Here is a 14,549-nt window from a genome sequence, read left to right as displayed (position 1 = left end):
GTAGATTGCGGCTGTGGCCGACGAAGCCCGCCGGAACGGGGTAACGCCGATGAGCGACGACACGTGTCCTCGCTTCTCACTCGGTGATTTCCCGCTCACGCCGGGGCGGGCCCCGCACGAGGAGCGGCCGCCCGGGCTCCTGGCCGGGCGCTACGAGGTCGGCAGGCTGATCGGCAGCGGCGGCACGGCCCGCGTCTACCGCGCCTACGACGTGCAGCTCGCGCGCGAAGTCGCGGTCAAGATCTACGACCGGGACGCCGTGGCGCTCGACCAGCGACGGCGGCTGCGCGAGATGAGCATCCAGGGCAGCATCGCCCACCCCGGGGTGGTGGCGCTGCTCGACAGCGGCACCGAGCACGGCCGGACGTACCTGGTGATGCAGCTGGTCGAGGGTGAGAACCTCGCGGAGCGCCTGCTGTGCGGCCCGATGCCGGCGGAAGAGGTGACGGCCCTCGCGGACGGGCTCGCCTCGGCGCTGGCCCACGTGCACGCGCGCCGGGTCGTCCACCGCGACCTCAAGCCGGCGAACGTGTTCCTCTCCGCGGACGGTCCCCTGATCGGCGACTTCGGCATCGCCCACGCGCTCGACACGACGCACATCACCGGCACGGGCGTGGTTCCGGGCACGGCGGCGTACCTAGCACCGGAGCAGGTGAGCGGCGAGCCGGCGGGACCGCCGGCGGACGTGTACGCGCTCGGGTTGATCCTGCTGGAGTGCGTGACGGGCCGCCGGGAGTACGCGGGCACGATGGTGGAGGCGGCGATGGCCCGCCTGACGCGGCCGCCGCGGATCCCGGACGAGTTACCGCCGTCGCTGGCGCACACGTTGCGCCGGATGACGCAGCGCGACCCGGCCGATCGGCCACGGGCGGAAGAGGTGCGGAAGCTGCTCCACGCCCCGCCGCCGACGCTGAGGGCGGCGGTCGCCGACGGCGGGCGGTGGCTGAGACGCCGACAGCTCGCCTCGCGCGGCGGGGCGTCGGGGAGCACGCCGGAGCACGAGCACCTCAAGGCGAGCCGCCGTGCGCAGCGGCTCGAATCCGGGGCGGCCACCACCCTCTCCCCCGCTCCCCAGCGACGGCGGCGGTTGATGGCCGTCACCGGGCTGGCCGCCGTGTGCGTCGCCCTCCTCGCCGTCTTCATGCTGGCCGGGCAGGAAACCGGCACCCCCGCCCAGTCACCCGCTTCCGTCCCCGCCCCGACCGGGACCACCCCGTCCTCCTCGGCCCCGATCGCCGGACCCGCCACCGAGACGCCGCAGCCGCCGGTGACCGCGTCCGCATCCCTGGAACCCGCGGCCGTGACCCGTGCACCCTCCTCCGGCACGCCGGCGAAACCCGACGCGGGCAAGCCGGAGAACCGCGGCAAGAGCGGCGGGAAGGGCAAAGGTCCCGGCCACGACTCGTGAGCCGGGGGACCCACCCGGGTCCAATGGCCCTGGTGCCGGAAAACGCCGGGTAATAGCGCACATTCGATTTCCCGGATACGGCCTCGAAGCAATAACGACCGGTAACCGGAAGGCACCCGGAACCGACATCACGCACGTGCCGGGAATCCCCCCGAAAACTTCACGGAGGTACTGATGAGCGTCCACGCTGCCCTCGCGCGGCCGGTTTCCGAAAAGCGGCGAGCGCGCGCCGTCGCCTGGACGCTCTTCCTGCTCACCCCGCTCGCCCTCGCCTTCGCCGGTGTCGCGTGGCCGTTCGCGGTGGCCGCCGCCGTGCTCGTGCCGGTCGCCGGGAAATTGCGGACCGCCGCGCGGAAGGTCGACGCGATCTTCGCCGAAGAACTGGTCCGGGAAACCGTTCCCGAGCCGCGGTCCACTGTCGAGATTTCCTGACTCCGGCGCCACAAAACTGCTCCCTCGGCAAAGGGATGACGACTCTGGTGACCGCCCCCGGCCCGGGAGTACAACGGTCGGGCACGGCCACCGCCGCGTGAGGCGTCGAAGATTGGGGAGTCGTCATGGCCGATCCCGGTACCCCCGCACCACCGGTCGAACTCGACCGGGTCCGCACGGAACTCGCCGCCCAGGGCCACCCCTGGGTCATGGGCGAGAACTCGATGACCATCCTCGAAGAGGACCAGCGCCGCCACCGCTTGGGCGTGCCCCTGCCGCCGGAAAGCGAACGGCGCGCACTCGAGACGCAGGCGAAGTCCCTCACCGCCATCCGGGAAACCGCCAGTGCGCCCGCGCAGTTCGACAGCCGCAACGCCGGCGGCGGCAACTACGTCACGCCCGTGAAGGACCAGGGTGACTGCGGCTCGTGCGTCGCGTTCGGCACGGTGGGCGCGATGGAGACCGTCGCCGCGTTCACGCGCGGGCAGCCGGGCCTGAAGCTCGACCTCTCCGAAGCGCACCTGTTCTACACGCACGGCGCCAACGACGGCGCCACCTGCGACACGGGCTGGATGCCCGAGCGCGCCCTGAAGTTCTGCCACGACGTCGGCGTCACCTACGAGGACTACTTCCCCTACAGCGCCCGCAACCGCTCCGGCGCGAAGCTGAACGCCGACTGGCCCAACCGGCTCGCGACGGCGCCGTCGTACACCGCGCTGACCGGCAACCCCGCGGCGATGAAGGAACAGCTCGCCGCCCGCGGCGCGCTCGTCGCGTGTTTCCTGGTGTACCAGGACTTCTTCGCCTACAAGACCGGCGTGTACCGCCACGTCACGGGCGAGCTGGCCGGCGGCCACTGCGTGACGCTGGTGGGCTACGACGACAGCCAGGGCTGCTGGATCGCCAAGAACAGCTGGAACACCACGTGGGGCGACGCCGGTTTCTTCCGGATCGCCTACGGCGAGTGCGGCATCGAGACGTGGCAGGTCGAGCAGGTCGGCGCGGTGAACCTCCGCTCGTGGACCGGCTCGACGTCGGTGCTGGGCCTGTGGAGCAACGACCAGGACCGCAACACCTGGGCCTACCTCAAGGACCTCGGGTGGCTGCACCTCGCCGCCAACGACGAGGTCGTCGGCAAGGCGATGCTCACCGAGCTCGTCGCCGCGAAGCAGGGTGGCCGTCCGGTCAACGCGTTCAACAACAACGGCACGATCATCGAGACCTACGTCTTCTAGGAGCCGTGAGATGGCCGCATCGACAAGCCCGTCCAACGCGCCCACCGCGGTCGCGCCCGCCGCCAGTCCCGACAACGCACCCCAGCCCCTCACCCCGGACCAGCTGCACACGGCGGCGACCGCGATGACCGCCGAGCCGGGCGCCGCACCGGTGCTGAGCCCGCCTGGTGCGCCGCAGATCGCCGCCCCGGCCGAGACGGCCACAGCCTGGCAGACGAACAAGAAGGTCCTCGCCCTCTGGACCAACAACTCCGACCGCAACGGGTACGCCTACATCGACGGCGTCGGCTGGAAACGCCTCGCGACGAACAGCGACAGCGTGCACGAGGCCCTGCTGACGCTCGCGTCGTCGGGCAGGCTGGCCGGTTCGATCAGCTACCCGGAGGCCGCCGACGGCCTGATCCACGAGATCTACCTGTGGTGAGCCGGTGCGGGTGATCACGCTCGAAGCCGACGGCGCGGCGGCGGACGTCGCGCCCGGCGAGCGGCTGGAGCTGCGGCTGCCCGAGAACGCGGGCACCGGCTACCAGTGGGTGCTCGACACCCCGGATCCGCCGCTGCGGGTGGTCGGCGAGACCCGCCACCCCGCGGCGGACCGCGCCGGCGGCACCGGCGAACACCGCTTCGTCCTCGACGCGGACCAGCCGGGCGAAGTGACGCTGGTGGCGCGGCACGCGCGGCCGTGGGCACCGGAAACCGAGCTGCGCCGGTTCCGGTTCACCGTGCGGGTCGGCTAACCCGCGTCCTGCCACGGTTCGAAGCTGCGCAACAGCAACCGGACCTGCGCGGGGTCGCGGATCTCGGCCTCGACGCCGCGGGGCATCGCGATGATCAGGTGGGTGTCGCGGGCCGCGCAGCCGGCGGCCGTCGCGGCCAGCACCGCGGTGCCGCCGCCGTCGACGGCCGTGGCCATCGTCAGGTCCACGACCACGCGCCGCACCCCGGCGGCGAACGCGTCTTCGATCGCCTGGTGGTAGCTGGGGGCCAGCCCACCGTCGAAGACGCCGTCGACGGAGAGGATGACCTCGTCTTCGAGACGTACGCTGCGAAGTGTCATCCTGACCTCCTGCCGACCGGGTTTTTCCCGACCGGGACCGGGTTTCGTTCTCAAAGGTTACGTCAGCCACCCGGGTGAGCGCAGGCTGAGCGGGCCGTGAGCGCACGACGGAAGCAGCGCGGGCGTGACGCGCATGATCGGGTTCCGGCCAGAGTCGGCCGCGAAAAGATTTCCCTCTCCCCACTTGAATGTATATCCGACCCCGGGACTTGTGGCAAGACCCGGGTGCGGGTCCACAATTCGGGCTCACCATTTCCGGCGAGGGGAATCTTCATGCGTGTGCTGCTGTCCACGATCGGCTCGCGAGGCGAAGTCCAGCCGGTGGTGGCGCTCGCCTCCGAACTGCGAGCGCTCGGGCAGGACGTGCGCCTGTGCGTGCCGCCCGACTTCCGCGCCTGGCTCGACGAGCTCGGGTTCGACGTCGTGCCGATCGGCCCGGAGCTGCGCGGAACCGCGTCCGTGCGCCGTCCCACCCCCGAAGAGCTGCGCAAAGCCACCGAAGAGACCGTCGTGACGCAGTTCGAGACCGTCGCGGTGGCGGCCGAAGGATGTGACGTCCTGGTGGCCGCGGGGGCCTTGCAGTTCGCGACGCGCTCGATCGCGCAACGGACGGGCGCCGCGTACGTCTACGCGAGCTTCTGCCCCATCACGTTGCCCTCGGAGCACCACGCGCCGCCGCCGATGCCGTGGCGGTCGCCCGGAAAGGCGGAAAACCGCGCCCTTTGGGCCGAAGACGCCCAGCATTGGAATCTGATGTTCGGCGAAAAGGTCAACGAATGCCGGGCGACCGTGGGCCAGGACCCGGTCGACGACCTCCAGGCGCACGTCTTCACCGACCGGCCGTGGCTCGCGGCCGACGCGGCGCTGGCCCCGTGGCCGGAGCCGGAGGACCCGCGCGTCGTCCAGACGGGGGCGTGGGTCTGGCCGGACGAGCGGCCGCTGCCGCCCGGCCTGCTGGAGTTCCTCGACGCGGGCGAGCCGCCGGTGTACTTCGGGTTCGGCAGCATGCGCGCGCCGGGCGAGCTCGCCGAAGCGATGCTCGCGGCCGCGCGGGCGCACGGCCGTCGCGCGGTGATCGCCCGCGGCTGGGCGGGCCTCGCCGCGGCGGACGGGCAGCCGGACTGCTTCGGCATCGGCGAGGTCAACCAGCAGGCGCTGTTCCGGCGCGTCGCCGCGGTCGTCCACCACGGCGGCGCGGGCACGACGACGACCGCGGCCCGCGCGGGCGCACCGCAGGTGGTCGTGCCGCAGATGTACGACCAGCACTACTTCGCGGGCCGGGTCCGCGAGCTGGGTCTCGGCGCGGCGACCGAGCCGGGCGTCCCGACGGCCGACACACTGGCGACGGCGCTCGAAACGGCGTTGCGGCCGGACGTCGCGACGCGCGCGCGGCAGTTCGCCGGGAAGGTCCGGACGGACGGCGCGAGCGTCGCGGCCCGTCAGCTGCTGGCGACGGTGCCGCTGAGTGTCGGTTTCCCGGGACGCCGTTCGTCGGTCGGGTGAAGGCCCCCCTCGGAAAGGATTCTCGTCATGACCGTGATCATCGCCGGACCGGTGTACGTCGAGCCCGCCGACCGCGACCGCTTCGTGGCGGGGTTCCGCGTGGTCGTCGAGCGGGCGCGCGAACACCCGGGCTGCCTGGACGTCGCGATCTCACCCGACGCGCTCGATCCCGGGCGGATCAACATGATCGAGCACTGGGAGTCTGAGGAAGCACTGACGGCGTGGCGGAAGGTGGCCCCGGCCCCGACGGCCGAGGCAGCGTTCGACGCGAGCGGGGTGCGCAAGCACGTCGTCGCCCGGACGACGGGGCCGTTCGACTAGGTGAGGGCGTAGAAGTCCTCGAGGACGGCCTTGGCGGCGTCGGTGTCGGGGACCGCGGCGTCCCAGCGGACCTCGCCGCCCTCGACGGTGACGGCGAACCCGAAGAAGGGGCAGCACGCCTTTTCGCGGGCGGCGAGGTCGCGGACCCACTCCTCGACACCGGGGCCGGCGCGGAACCGGAACCGGATGCCGAGGCCGGTCCGCTCCCGGGCGGTGAGGGCGGTGGCGAACAGCCGCCGGTACTCGGCGAGCCGTTCTTCGGGGGTGTCGCGGGCGTTCGACATGTCGCAGGCGACGGGGGTCGACGCGGGCGGGATCTGCATGACGGGCTCCTCTCGGGTATTCCGAGCGTAGAGTCTGGAGTCAGGTCCAGAGTCAAGGGAGAAGTCCGTGAAGATCGGCGAGGTGGCCCGCGCGGCGGCGGTGAGCGTGGACACGGTCCGTTTCTACGAGCGACGCGGGGTGCTGCCCGCGGCGGACCGGCGCCCGTCCGGCTACCGGGAGTTCCCACCATCGGCGGCGGATCGGATCCGATCGGCGAAGGCGTTGCAGGACTTGGGGTTCACGCTGGACGAGGTGGTGGACGTGTTGCGAGCGCACGACACGGGCGACGCGACGTGCGAGTCGGAGCGGTGGCGCTTGGAGGCGGTGGTGGCCCGCCTGGACGAGCGGATCGCGGCGCTGCAACGGGTTCGCGACAATGCGGAGGAGAACCTGGCGGCCTGCCGGGCGGGCTGCTGCCGCCTGCTCGGTGATGGCGGCCGCCGCTAGGGCCTGTCTCGAAGTCGGCGCCGGAGTCCGGCATGGACAGCCGCTGCTTCCGCCGAGGTCTTGAATGAGTCATTCAGGACCTCCGAAGACCTGAATGACTCATTCAAGACCTTTGACGAGCGGGCCACCGGCGGCAGCGTAGAGGGCGAGGCGTAGGTGGGCCGCGATGGCCGAACGGCTCCGACCGATTTCGATACAGCCCTAGGCCGCGCGCAGGTCCAGCCACATGATGCGCAAGCCGACCTCACCCAGCTCCGGGTGCCGGAACGCCCCGGGCGCGACGCCCAGGGTGACGAACCCGAGGCTCTCGTAGAGCCGGATCGCGGCGGTGTTCACCTCGACCACGGCGTTGAACTGGATCGCCGCGAACCCTGCCCGCCGCGCCCAGGCGACCATGTCCTGCGCGAGCGCCCGGCCCACTCCCGAGCCCCGCGCCTCCTTCGCGACCATCAGGCTCCCCGATGCGACATGGCTCCCCGGACCAGGCCGGTTCGCGTACATGTTCGCCGTCCCGGCCACCCGTTCGCCGTCGAGCGCGACGACGACCCGGCCCTGCAGCCACATCCGGCGCGCGTCGGCCTCGGTCATCGCCGGGTCGTACGGGAACGTCCGCTGCTCGGTGACGACGTCGTGGATGATCGGCCAGATCCCCGGCCAGTCGGCTTCGCGGGCCTCGCGGATCGTCGGCAACAGCACCCGGCCATCCTGCCGAGCCCGCGCGGCCGTCACCAACGCATTTATCCGCGCGCCGGCCGCGACGGGCGGTCACCACCGCCGGTCGGCTCCCTGACCGGCCACTGTGGACACCTACCTTAGGAGGTTGACACCGGAAAGCCATTAACCCACTCTTTCCGTTGTCCGCCGGAGGTTCCCTGGTGTTCACGAGCCGGACCACGGCACGGCACGCCCCGGTCCCCTCCCGCGGACATCATGAGGCGCCCTCACCCGCCACCGTTGGAGGACCCATGATCCGCAAGCGGATCTTCGCCGCGTTCGCCGCCACCTTGGTCACCGCCGGTGTCGCCACCGCGGCCGTCGTCACCGGATCGGCCGAGTCCGCGGCCGTGCGGCCCACCGCGTCGACCGTGCCGGCGTTCGACCACATCGTCCTCGTCATGTTCGAGAACAAGAAGTACTCCTCGATCAACGGCAGCTCCAGCGCCCCCTACTTCAACGCCCTCGCCTCGCAGAGCGCGAAGTTCACCAGCTCCTTCGCGATCACCCACCCGAGCCAGCCCAACTACGTCGCCCTCTTCTCCGGCGCGACGCAGGGCGTCACCGACGACAGCTGCCCGGCCAACCTCGGCTCGAAGGCCAACCTGGGCCGCCAGCTGCTCGACGCCGGCAAGTCCTTCAAGGGCTACTCCGAAGCCATGCCCTCCGACGGCTACACCGGCTGCTCCAGCGGCACCTACCGGCGCAAGCACAACAGCTGGGTCGACTTCTCCAACGTCCCGGCCGCGAGCAACGTCCGCTACTCGACCTTCCCCACCGACTTCACCCAGCTGCCGACCGTCTCGTTCGTCACGCCCGACATGTGCAACGACATGCACGACTGCTCGATCGGCACCGGCGACACCTGGCTGAAGAACCACCTCGACGCCTACGCGCAGTGGGCCAAGACGCACAACAGCCTGCTGATCGTCACCTTCGACGAGGACAGCGGCACGTCGGTCAACCAGATCTTCACGACGTTCACCGGCGCGCACGTCAAGGTCGGCAGCTACAGCGAATCGATCAACCACTACACCGTGCTGCGCACGATCGAGGCGTCCTACGGCCTGCCCGGCATCGGCGGCGCCGCGAGCAAGTCGCCGATCCTCGACGTCTGGCAGTAACCGCGTGTACCTCGCCACCATCGGCCGCCGAGAGCACGCCGCGAAGGGCAAGCTCTCGGCGGTCGGCGCGAACGTCTTCGCGCTCGGCGCCGTCAGCCTGGTCACCGACGTCTCCTCGGAGATGGTCACCGCGGTCCTGCCCGTCTACCTGGTGCTCGGACTGCACCTGAGCCCCGCGGCGTACGGCCTGTTCGACGGCCTCTACACCGGCGCGACGGCGCTGCTGCGGATCGTCGGCGGTTACGTCGCGGACCGAGTGCGGCGGCGCAAGGCCGTCGCCGGGGTCGGCTACGCGCTCTCCGCCGTCGCGAAGCTCGGCCTGCTGGCGGCCGGGGCGTCGGCGGCCGCGATCGGCGCCGTCATCACGCTCGACCGCACCGGCAAGGGCCTGCGGACGGCGCCGCGCGACGCGCTGATCACGCTGTCGGCACCCGAACCCCTGCTGGGCCGGGCGTTCGGCGTGCACCGCGCGATGGACAGCGTCGGCGCGTTCGCCGGGCCGCTGGTCGCGCTCGCCGTGCTGGCCGCGGTCGGCGCCACCGACCCCGCGGCGTTCGACGCCGTGTTCGTCGTCAGCTTCTGCGTCGCCGCGATCGGCGTGCTGCTGCTGGTGCTGTTCGTCCGCGACCGCCGGACCCCGCGGCCCGCGAACCCGGTCTCCCCGAAGGCGGCGGTGGCGCTCCTGCGCGGCCACGGCGTGCGGCGGCTGCTCGTCGCCGCGTGCGTGCTCGGGCTGGCCACGGTCGGCGACGGCTTCGTCTACCTGCTGCTGCAACACAAAGAGGACGTCGCCACCGGCTGGTTCCCGCTGCTCGCCGTCGGCACGAACCTCTCCTACCTGCTGCTCGCCGCGCCGCTGGGCGCGCTGGCCGACCGGGTCGGGCGGCTGCCCGTGGTGCTCGGCGGCTACGGCGCGCTGGCGCTCGTCTACCTGCTGCTGGCCGGACCGGTGTCCGGCTGGCCGCTGTTCGCGCTCTCCCTGGCGTTGTACGGCGCCTTCTACGCGGCGACCGACGGCGTCCTGATGGCGCTGGCCGGGCCGCTGCTGCCGGAGTCGTTGCGCACCACGGGGATTTCGCTGGTGCAGACGGCGCAAGCGCTCGCGTACTTCACCTCGTCCGTCCTCTTCGGACTGGCGTGGCAGTTCTGGGGCCCGGAGCCCGCGATCGGCGTCGCCGCGGGCGCGGCGGTGGTCGCGATCGGCGTGACGTTCGTGGTGCTCGCCCCGAGGAGGGCCGCGTGAAGGGACGGATCCTCGCCGCGATCGCCGGGGTGCTCGTGCTGGCCGGGGTCGCGGTCGCGTATGTCGGGTTCGCGAGCGCGCGAAGCCACGACGTCGCCGCGACCGGCGCGGTGAGCCTCTCCCCCGGCCCGCGGCTGCTGTTCCGCAGCACCGCCGACGCCGACCGCGGGCACGTCGCCACGGTGTCCGCCACCGACCCGGGCGGCGCGCGGACGGTGTCGCCGCTCTCGTGCAGCCGGGTGTACGCCGCCGGCGGCACCGGGCTCTGCCTGCGCCCGGACGGCGACCTGACCACCTACCAGCTGGTGGTGCTCGACGCGCACCTGGCGTCGCAGCGGGAGATCCCGCTGGTCGGCCTGCCGAACCGGGCGCGGGTGTCGGCGAGCGGCCGGATGCTCGCGTGGACGGTGTTCGTCACCGGCGATTCGTACAACGGCGGGATGTTCTCCACCCGCGCCGGCATCCTCGACACGGCGACCGGCGAGCTGGCGGGCACGCTCGAGGACTACACGGTCACGGTGGACGGGCAGCCGTACCAGGCGGCCGACCTCAACTTCTGGGGCGTCACGTTCACCCGCGACGACCGCCACTTCTACGCGACGATGTCGACGGCGGGTCACCGCTACCTCGTCGCGGGCGACTTCGCCGCGCACACGGTCCGCACGCTGCGGGAGAACGTCGAGTGCCCGTCGCTGTCCCCGGACGGGACGCGGGTGGCGTTCAAGTCCGCTGTGGACGGTGATCCGGCCCGCGGGTGGCGGCTGGCGGTGCTGGACCTGGCACGCTCGACGGTGACCCCGCTGGCGGAGACCCGCAGCGTCGACGACCAGCCGGCCTGGCTCGACGAGCACACCATCGGGTACGGCGTGCCCCGGTCACCGGGCCACGCGGACGTCTGGGCGGTCCCGGCCGACGGCTCCGGCGCGGCCCGCCTGCTGATCCCCGAGGCCGAGTCCCCCGCGGCCCTCGGCTGAGGCGATTGGCCGGAACCGGACACGCGAGCCGGACGTCTCACCACGGCATCGGTGTTACATTGCCACCGAATCGTGTCACTCGCGGGCGCACGGGGAGGAAGTCCGGTGGGGTTCGAAGTCGATGTCGCGGACATCAGCAAGGCCGCGGCGAAGCTCGGCGCGGGGAAGCCGCCGACGCTGTCCGCGGCGGGGTCCCCGAACGTCGGCGCCACCGACCGGGCCGGCGCGTTCGCCGGCGACTACGACGTCTGGCTGCTGACCCGGCAGGAAGACCTGCGGGCCGCCGAGCAGCAGGTCGCCAACCTGGTCGAAAGCATCCAAAAAGCCGCGAAGAGCTATGACAGCATCGACCTCGCGGCCCGTGACACGTTCCTGAAGTCACTGGACAAGAACCTCGGGCGGATCGACCGATGAGCGACCTGTTCGAGAAGATCCACCACCTCGCCGACAAGGTCGAAAAGGGCAGCACGACCGACTTGGACGACCGCGCCCGCGCCTGCCGGACCACCAAGGAGGCGGTCCTGGACGCCAAGGCGCTGCTGGAGAGCGTCCGCGTCGAGCTGAGCGAGGGCTGGCAGGGCGGGGCGGGCGAGAAGGCGCTCTCTTCGCTGGAGGACTTCAAGAAGAACCGCGACGAGCAGGCCGAGGACCTCGAAGAGTCGGCGCGATCGTTCGAGGTCATCCGCGACGCCTTGGCGAAGGCCCAGCTGGACGCCCGGGACAAGCGCGGCGAAGCCGACTCGCTGAAGGCGAAGCTCGACTCCATCTGGAACGACCTCGGGCACGGCAAGGGTCACCTCGTCGTCGCCTGGGCGCAGGACAAGATCATCAAGGGCAAGGCCGCCGTCCTGCTGGCCGACATGCAGCGGGTGGTGACCACCTACGACGCCGTCCTGCTCATCGAGGGCACGAAGCTGCGCACCAAGACCGGCCGGATCTGGGAGCTCGCGGGCTCGGAGAAGCGGAACCCGGCCGAGATCGCCGCCATCATCCTCAAGGAGATCCCCGGCCTCGCCGAGCTGGTGGCGAAGAACCCGAAGCTGCGCATCGCCCTGCTCAAGGGCGACTGGGACACGGTCATGCAGGACCCCGACGTCGCGCGGAAGATCTACGACTACTTCGGCTTCGAGTACGTCCCGGAGGGCGACTACTACACCACCGGCGAGCATTCGGTGCAGAGCTTCTTCGGCTGGCACGACCTCTACGACAAGCTGGAACCGGTCATCGGCGCGCACCTGGACCACACCAGCGACGGCGGCGACAACATGGAGTTCACCGACCCCAAGACGGGCAAGCAGTACCGGCTGGAGCTGTGGAAGGGCAGCTACGGGTTCGGCGGGGCGTTCGGCGGCGAGGTCGGGTTCTACACGCGCGAAGCCGGGTCGAACGACCCGGACGGCTACTACAAGGCCGCCCAGGGCGACGACCAGATCAAGGTGACCCAGCAGATCTACAACAAGGGCACCGGCGAGGTCTACTTCTCCAGCGACGGCCAGGGCGCCGACGGCAGCGACAAGAAGCACTACTGGAACCTGGCGATCCGCACGGATCCGAACGTGCCGACGGGCGAGCTGGGCCAGCGGGCGACGATCGAGGTGCGCGACGTGCAGATGCGCGACCGGATCTACGACGAGATGGCCCGGTACGCCGCCGCGCACCCCGACCAGAACCTCACGGTCCGGAAGGTGTCCGACCATCCGCCGGTGCTCAGCTACGACTGGCGGAAGTGAGGCTCGTTCACATCGACGTCACGGGCTTGAACTCCCACGGTTCGTCGTCGTCCCGCGCGGCCGGGCGCGTCCGGCCACCCCGGACGTTCGGGTCGGTCAGCCCGGCGAACACCTCGGCGACGTCGATCAGCCCGGCCACCTGGTCGGCGACGTCGTGGCCGTACCGGTCGTCGATGTCCTCCAGGCCTTCGCGCAACGCCGAAGTCGCGGCGCTCCTGGCCGTGGCCCGCAGGGCGGCGGCCAGCTCTTCCGGGGTCCGGCCGGGGCCGCTCGAGTCAGTCATGGGCCCAGCCTAAGGGGATCCGGCCCCGGTGCGGGGCTAATCCAGGCGACGCAGGCCGTCGAGGATGCGCCGCATCAGTTCGGTGTCCGGGGCCGCGAACGCCAGCCGGGGCACCAGGACGCGGCCCGACGGCGGGCCCGGCGGCGGGAGCGTGCGCGGGACCCGCCACGGCAACCGGTCGGGTGAAGCGTCGCGCTGGGCCGGGACCGGGAGGGTCGGCAGCGCGATCGTGCCCGCTTCGGCCAGGCGCCGGGTGGCCTGCTCGAAGCGGAGGCGGGCCTGGATACCGGCCACCGTCCAGTCCGGCTCGGAGCCGGCGGCGGCGATCCGGCGTGGCCGTCGTTCGAGCGCGATCGCCCACGCCGCGGCGGCGAGCGCCGGGAGCAGGAGCCCCGCGACGATGGCGAGGCCGGGCAGGTCCGCGGCCATCAGCGGGCCCCGGAGTCGGGTAACAGCATGGCGTTCACTTCCGGACTTGCGGTTCTTCCGAAACATGGCCGACACCTGGACATTCGCCGTGAACGAATCTTTCGCGGACCCCGGAAGCCCATCATGAACGACGGGCCACGCTCCCGCAAGCGGCCGAACGGGGTGGCCCATCCGGCGCTTGAACCGCTGGTCAGACCCCTTTTTCGGGTAGACCGAACAAGCCCCTCACCCAGTAGTACGGCCGCCGGCGGCGAGCGGTTCACTTTTCTTTTTGTACGGCTCGTGTACGCCATCGCGGCAAACTCGCGGAATGCGCATTTCGACCTGGCTCGTGGCCGCCGCGCTGGCGCTCACCGGCCTCGCCCCCGCGACCCCGGCCGTCGCCGCCGACGGCAACCCCCTCGAGAAGACGAACGGCTTCTACGTCGACCCGGACTCGAACCCGGCGACGTGGGTCCGCGACCACCCGGACGACAGCCTCGCGGGCCCGATCAAGACGTCGATCGCGACGAAGCCGGGCGCGCGCTGGTTCGGCAACTGGAGCGGTGACATCCGTGCCGCGGTGGACAAGTTCACCTACGCCGCCGACGTCGCCGACAAACTGCCGGTGCTGGTGGCCTACAACATCCCGGGCCGCGACTGCGGCGGCGAGTCCACCGGCGGCGCGGGCAACCCGGACGCCTACCGCGCGTGGATCTCGGCGTTCGCCGACGGCATCGGCGGCAAGCCGGCGATCGTGGTCATCGAGCCGGACGCGCTCGCCCAGCTCGACTGCCTGTCCGGCACGGCCCGCACGGACCGCGTCGACCTGCTGAAGTACGCGGCGACGCAGTTCGCGCAGAAGGCGCCGAACACGTGGGCGTACCTGGACGGCGGCAACGCGACGTGGATCCCGGCGGCGACGATGGCTTCGCGGCTGAAGTCGGTGGGCGTCCAGTCGATCCACGGGTTCGTGCTCAACGTGTCCAACTTCTACACGACGGCCGAGTCGACGACGTACGGCAAGGCGGTCGACTCGGCGCTGGGTTACGCGGCGCCGTTCGTGGTGGACACCAGCCGCAACGGCAACGGCCACGGCACGGACTCCGAGTGGTGCAACCCGCCGAAGCGCAAGCTCGGTGCGCCGTCCCAGCTGGGCGGCGGCCCGGAGATGCAGCTGTGGATCAAGGTCCCGGGCGACTCCGACGGCAGCTGCGGCTACGGCACCGGAGTCCCGGCGGGCACGTTCAGCCCGGTCCTGGCCAACCACCTGATCAAGGGCGACTGACCCAAGCGCCCCAATGTGGCCTTCGGTGCGTGAGACGCAACCAAGGCGGCCTTCGGTG

19 protein-coding genes are annotated in these 14,549 nt (G+C 71.4%); 14 read left to right on the top strand and 5 right to left on the bottom strand.

Annotation, left to right across the window (positions count from 1 at the left end):
- Positions 1-49 precede the first annotated feature (49 nt).
- The 5 genes from QP939_RS33145 to QP939_RS33125 all read left to right on the top strand — a co-directional run bounded on the left by QP939_RS33145 (position 50) and on the right by QP939_RS33125 (position 3,812).
- The gene (locus QP939_RS33145) at positions 50-1,408 is read left to right on the top strand and encodes a serine/threonine-protein kinase (protein WP_285450174.1); all 1,359 of its coding nucleotides are present in this window, start codon (positions 50-52) and stop codon (positions 1,406-1,408) included.
- Between the two features lie 174 nt (positions 1,409-1,582).
- The gene (locus tag QP939_RS33140) at positions 1,583-1,840 is read left to right on the top strand and encodes a hypothetical protein (RefSeq protein WP_285450173.1); all 258 of its coding nucleotides are present in this window, start codon (positions 1,583-1,585) and stop codon (positions 1,838-1,840) included.
- Positions 1,841-1,965: 125 nt separating this feature from the next.
- The gene (locus tag QP939_RS33135) at positions 1,966-3,075 is read left to right on the top strand and encodes a C1 family peptidase (RefSeq protein ID WP_285450172.1); all 1,110 of its coding nucleotides are present in this window, start codon (positions 1,966-1,968) and stop codon (positions 3,073-3,075) included.
- Between the two features lie 10 nt (positions 3,076-3,085).
- Positions 3,086-3,499, top strand: a complete 414-nt coding sequence (locus QP939_RS33130) for a hypothetical protein (RefSeq protein ID WP_285450170.1) — start codon at positions 3,086-3,088, stop codon at positions 3,497-3,499.
- 4 nt (positions 3,500-3,503) lie between these two features.
- Positions 3,504-3,812, top strand: coding sequence for a protease inhibitor I42 family protein (locus QP939_RS33125; RefSeq protein ID WP_285450169.1), 309 nt, complete (start codon positions 3,504-3,506; stop codon positions 3,810-3,812).
- On the opposite strand, the gene QP939_RS33120 is transcribed toward QP939_RS33125, so the two are convergent.
- On the bottom strand, positions 3,809-4,132 hold the full coding sequence (locus tag QP939_RS33120) for an STAS domain-containing protein (protein WP_285450168.1): 324 nt from the start codon (positions 4,130-4,132) through the stop codon (positions 3,809-3,811). The two genes, QP939_RS33125 and QP939_RS33120, sit on opposite strands and share 4 nt — an antisense overlap.
- Positions 4,133-4,405: 273 nt before the next feature.
- Between QP939_RS33120 and QP939_RS33115 the strand changes: the two genes are divergently transcribed.
- Together QP939_RS33115 and QP939_RS33110 are read left to right on the top strand one after the other, a co-directional pair.
- Complete coding sequence (locus tag QP939_RS33115) at positions 4,406-5,635, top strand: glycosyltransferase (RefSeq protein ID WP_285450167.1); 1,230 nt, start codon at positions 4,406-4,408, stop codon at positions 5,633-5,635.
- A 27-nt stretch (positions 5,636-5,662) separates the two neighbouring features.
- Entirely contained in the window at positions 5,663-5,956 is a 294-nt protein-coding gene (locus QP939_RS33110) for a putative quinol monooxygenase (protein WP_285450166.1), read from the top strand.
- On the opposite strand, the gene QP939_RS33105 is transcribed toward QP939_RS33110, so the two are convergent.
- Positions 5,953-6,279 (bottom strand): hypothetical protein, encoded by a 327-nt coding sequence (locus QP939_RS33105; protein ID WP_285450165.1) that lies wholly within the window; start codon positions 6,277-6,279, stop codon positions 5,953-5,955. The genes QP939_RS33110 and QP939_RS33105 overlap by 4 nt on opposite strands.
- Positions 6,280-6,346: 67 nt before the next feature.
- Here QP939_RS33105 and QP939_RS33100 point away from each other — a divergent pair, with 67 nt between their 5' ends.
- Positions 6,347-6,727 (top strand): MerR family transcriptional regulator, encoded by a 381-nt coding sequence (locus tag QP939_RS33100; protein WP_285450164.1) that lies wholly within the window; start codon positions 6,347-6,349, stop codon positions 6,725-6,727.
- A gap of 201 nt (positions 6,728-6,928) precedes the next feature.
- On the opposite strand, the gene QP939_RS33095 is transcribed toward QP939_RS33100, so the two are convergent.
- Positions 6,929-7,423, bottom strand: coding sequence for a GNAT family N-acetyltransferase (locus QP939_RS33095; protein WP_285450163.1), 495 nt, complete (start codon positions 7,421-7,423; stop codon positions 6,929-6,931).
- 269 nt (positions 7,424-7,692) lie between these two features.
- Between QP939_RS33095 and QP939_RS33090 the strand changes: the two genes are divergently transcribed.
- The 5 genes from QP939_RS33090 (at position 7,693) to QP939_RS33070 (ending at position 12,512) form a co-directional block, all read left to right on the top strand.
- Positions 7,693-8,565: an alkaline phosphatase family protein gene (locus tag QP939_RS33090; protein ID WP_285450161.1), complete on the top strand. Its 873-nt coding sequence runs from the start codon at positions 7,693-7,695 to the stop codon at positions 8,563-8,565.
- Positions 8,566-8,569: 4 nt separating this feature from the next.
- Positions 8,570-9,808 carry an MFS transporter gene (locus tag QP939_RS33085; protein WP_285450160.1) on the top strand — a complete coding sequence of 413 codons (1,239 nt, stop codon included), beginning with the start codon at positions 8,570-8,572 and terminating at the stop codon, positions 9,806-9,808.
- Positions 9,805-10,782: a TolB-like translocation protein gene (locus QP939_RS33080; RefSeq protein WP_285450159.1), complete on the top strand. Its 978-nt coding sequence runs from the start codon at positions 9,805-9,807 to the stop codon at positions 10,780-10,782. Before QP939_RS33085 ends, QP939_RS33080 begins: the two co-directional genes overlap by 4 nt.
- A 105-nt stretch (positions 10,783-10,887) precedes the next feature.
- Complete coding sequence (locus QP939_RS33075) at positions 10,888-11,196, top strand: hypothetical protein (RefSeq protein ID WP_285450158.1); 309 nt, start codon at positions 10,888-10,890, stop codon at positions 11,194-11,196.
- Positions 11,193-12,512 (top strand): DUF4474 domain-containing protein, encoded by a 1,320-nt coding sequence (locus QP939_RS33070; RefSeq protein WP_285450157.1) that lies wholly within the window; start codon positions 11,193-11,195, stop codon positions 12,510-12,512. Before QP939_RS33075 ends, QP939_RS33070 begins: the two co-directional genes overlap by 4 nt.
- A 7-nt stretch (positions 12,513-12,519) precedes the next feature.
- On the opposite strand, the gene QP939_RS33065 is transcribed toward QP939_RS33070, so the two are convergent.
- Both QP939_RS33065 and QP939_RS33060 read right to left on the bottom strand, forming a co-directional pair.
- On the bottom strand, positions 12,520-12,795 hold the full coding sequence (locus tag QP939_RS33065) for a hypothetical protein (protein ID WP_285450156.1): 276 nt from the start codon (positions 12,793-12,795) through the stop codon (positions 12,520-12,522).
- Positions 12,796-12,831: 36 nt separating this feature from the next.
- On the bottom strand, positions 12,832-13,224 hold the full coding sequence (locus tag QP939_RS33060; protein ID WP_285450155.1) for a hypothetical protein: 393 nt from the start codon (positions 13,222-13,224) through the stop codon (positions 12,832-12,834).
- A 310-nt stretch (positions 13,225-13,534) separates the two neighbouring features.
- On the opposite strand from QP939_RS33060, the gene QP939_RS33055 reads away from it, so the two are divergent.
- Positions 13,535-14,491 (top strand): glycoside hydrolase family 6 protein, encoded by a 957-nt coding sequence (locus QP939_RS33055; RefSeq protein ID WP_285450154.1) that lies wholly within the window; start codon positions 13,535-13,537, stop codon positions 14,489-14,491.
- The last annotated feature ends 58 nt before the right edge of the window (positions 14,492-14,549 follow it).

Source organism: Amycolatopsis nalaikhensis (genome assembly GCF_030264295.1).
Classification (GTDB): domain Bacteria; phylum Actinomycetota; class Actinomycetes; order Mycobacteriales; family Pseudonocardiaceae; genus Amycolatopsis; species Amycolatopsis nalaikhensis.
This window is presented reverse-complemented; position numbering and strand designations above follow the sequence as displayed.

Bases quoted from the DNA above. Each gene is read 5' to 3' on its own strand.
- QP939_RS33145 (WP_285450174.1), top strand. From the start codon at position 50: ATGAGCGACGACACGTGTCCTCGCTTCTCACTCGGTGATTTCCCGCTC.
- QP939_RS33140 (WP_285450173.1), top strand. From the start codon at position 1,583: ATGAGCGTCCACGCTGCCCTCGCGCGGCCGGTTTCCGAAAAGCGGCGA.
- QP939_RS33135 (WP_285450172.1), top strand. From the start codon at position 1,966: ATGGCCGATCCCGGTACCCCCGCACCACCGGTCGAACTCGACCGGGTC.
- QP939_RS33130 (WP_285450170.1), top strand. From the start codon at position 3,086: ATGGCCGCATCGACAAGCCCGTCCAACGCGCCCACCGCGGTCGCGCCC.
- QP939_RS33120 (WP_285450168.1), bottom strand. From the start codon at position 4,132: ATGACACTTCGCAGCGTACGTCTCGAAGACGAGGTCATCCTCTCCGTC.
- QP939_RS33115 (WP_285450167.1), top strand. From the start codon at position 4,406: ATGCGTGTGCTGCTGTCCACGATCGGCTCGCGAGGCGAAGTCCAGCCG.
- QP939_RS33110 (WP_285450166.1), top strand. From the start codon at position 5,663: ATGACCGTGATCATCGCCGGACCGGTGTACGTCGAGCCCGCCGACCGC.
- QP939_RS33105 (WP_285450165.1), bottom strand. From the start codon at position 6,279: ATGCAGATCCCGCCCGCGTCGACCCCCGTCGCCTGCGACATGTCGAAC.
- QP939_RS33090 (WP_285450161.1), top strand. From the start codon at position 7,693: ATGATCCGCAAGCGGATCTTCGCCGCGTTCGCCGCCACCTTGGTCACC.
- QP939_RS33070 (WP_285450157.1), top strand. From the start codon at position 11,193: ATGAGCGACCTGTTCGAGAAGATCCACCACCTCGCCGACAAGGTCGAA.
- QP939_RS33065 (WP_285450156.1), bottom strand. From the start codon at position 12,795: ATGACTGACTCGAGCGGCCCCGGCCGGACCCCGGAAGAGCTGGCCGCC.
- QP939_RS33060 (WP_285450155.1), bottom strand. From the start codon at position 13,224: ATGGCCGCGGACCTGCCCGGCCTCGCCATCGTCGCGGGGCTCCTGCTC.
- QP939_RS33055 (WP_285450154.1), top strand. From the start codon at position 13,535: ATGCGCATTTCGACCTGGCTCGTGGCCGCCGCGCTGGCGCTCACCGGC.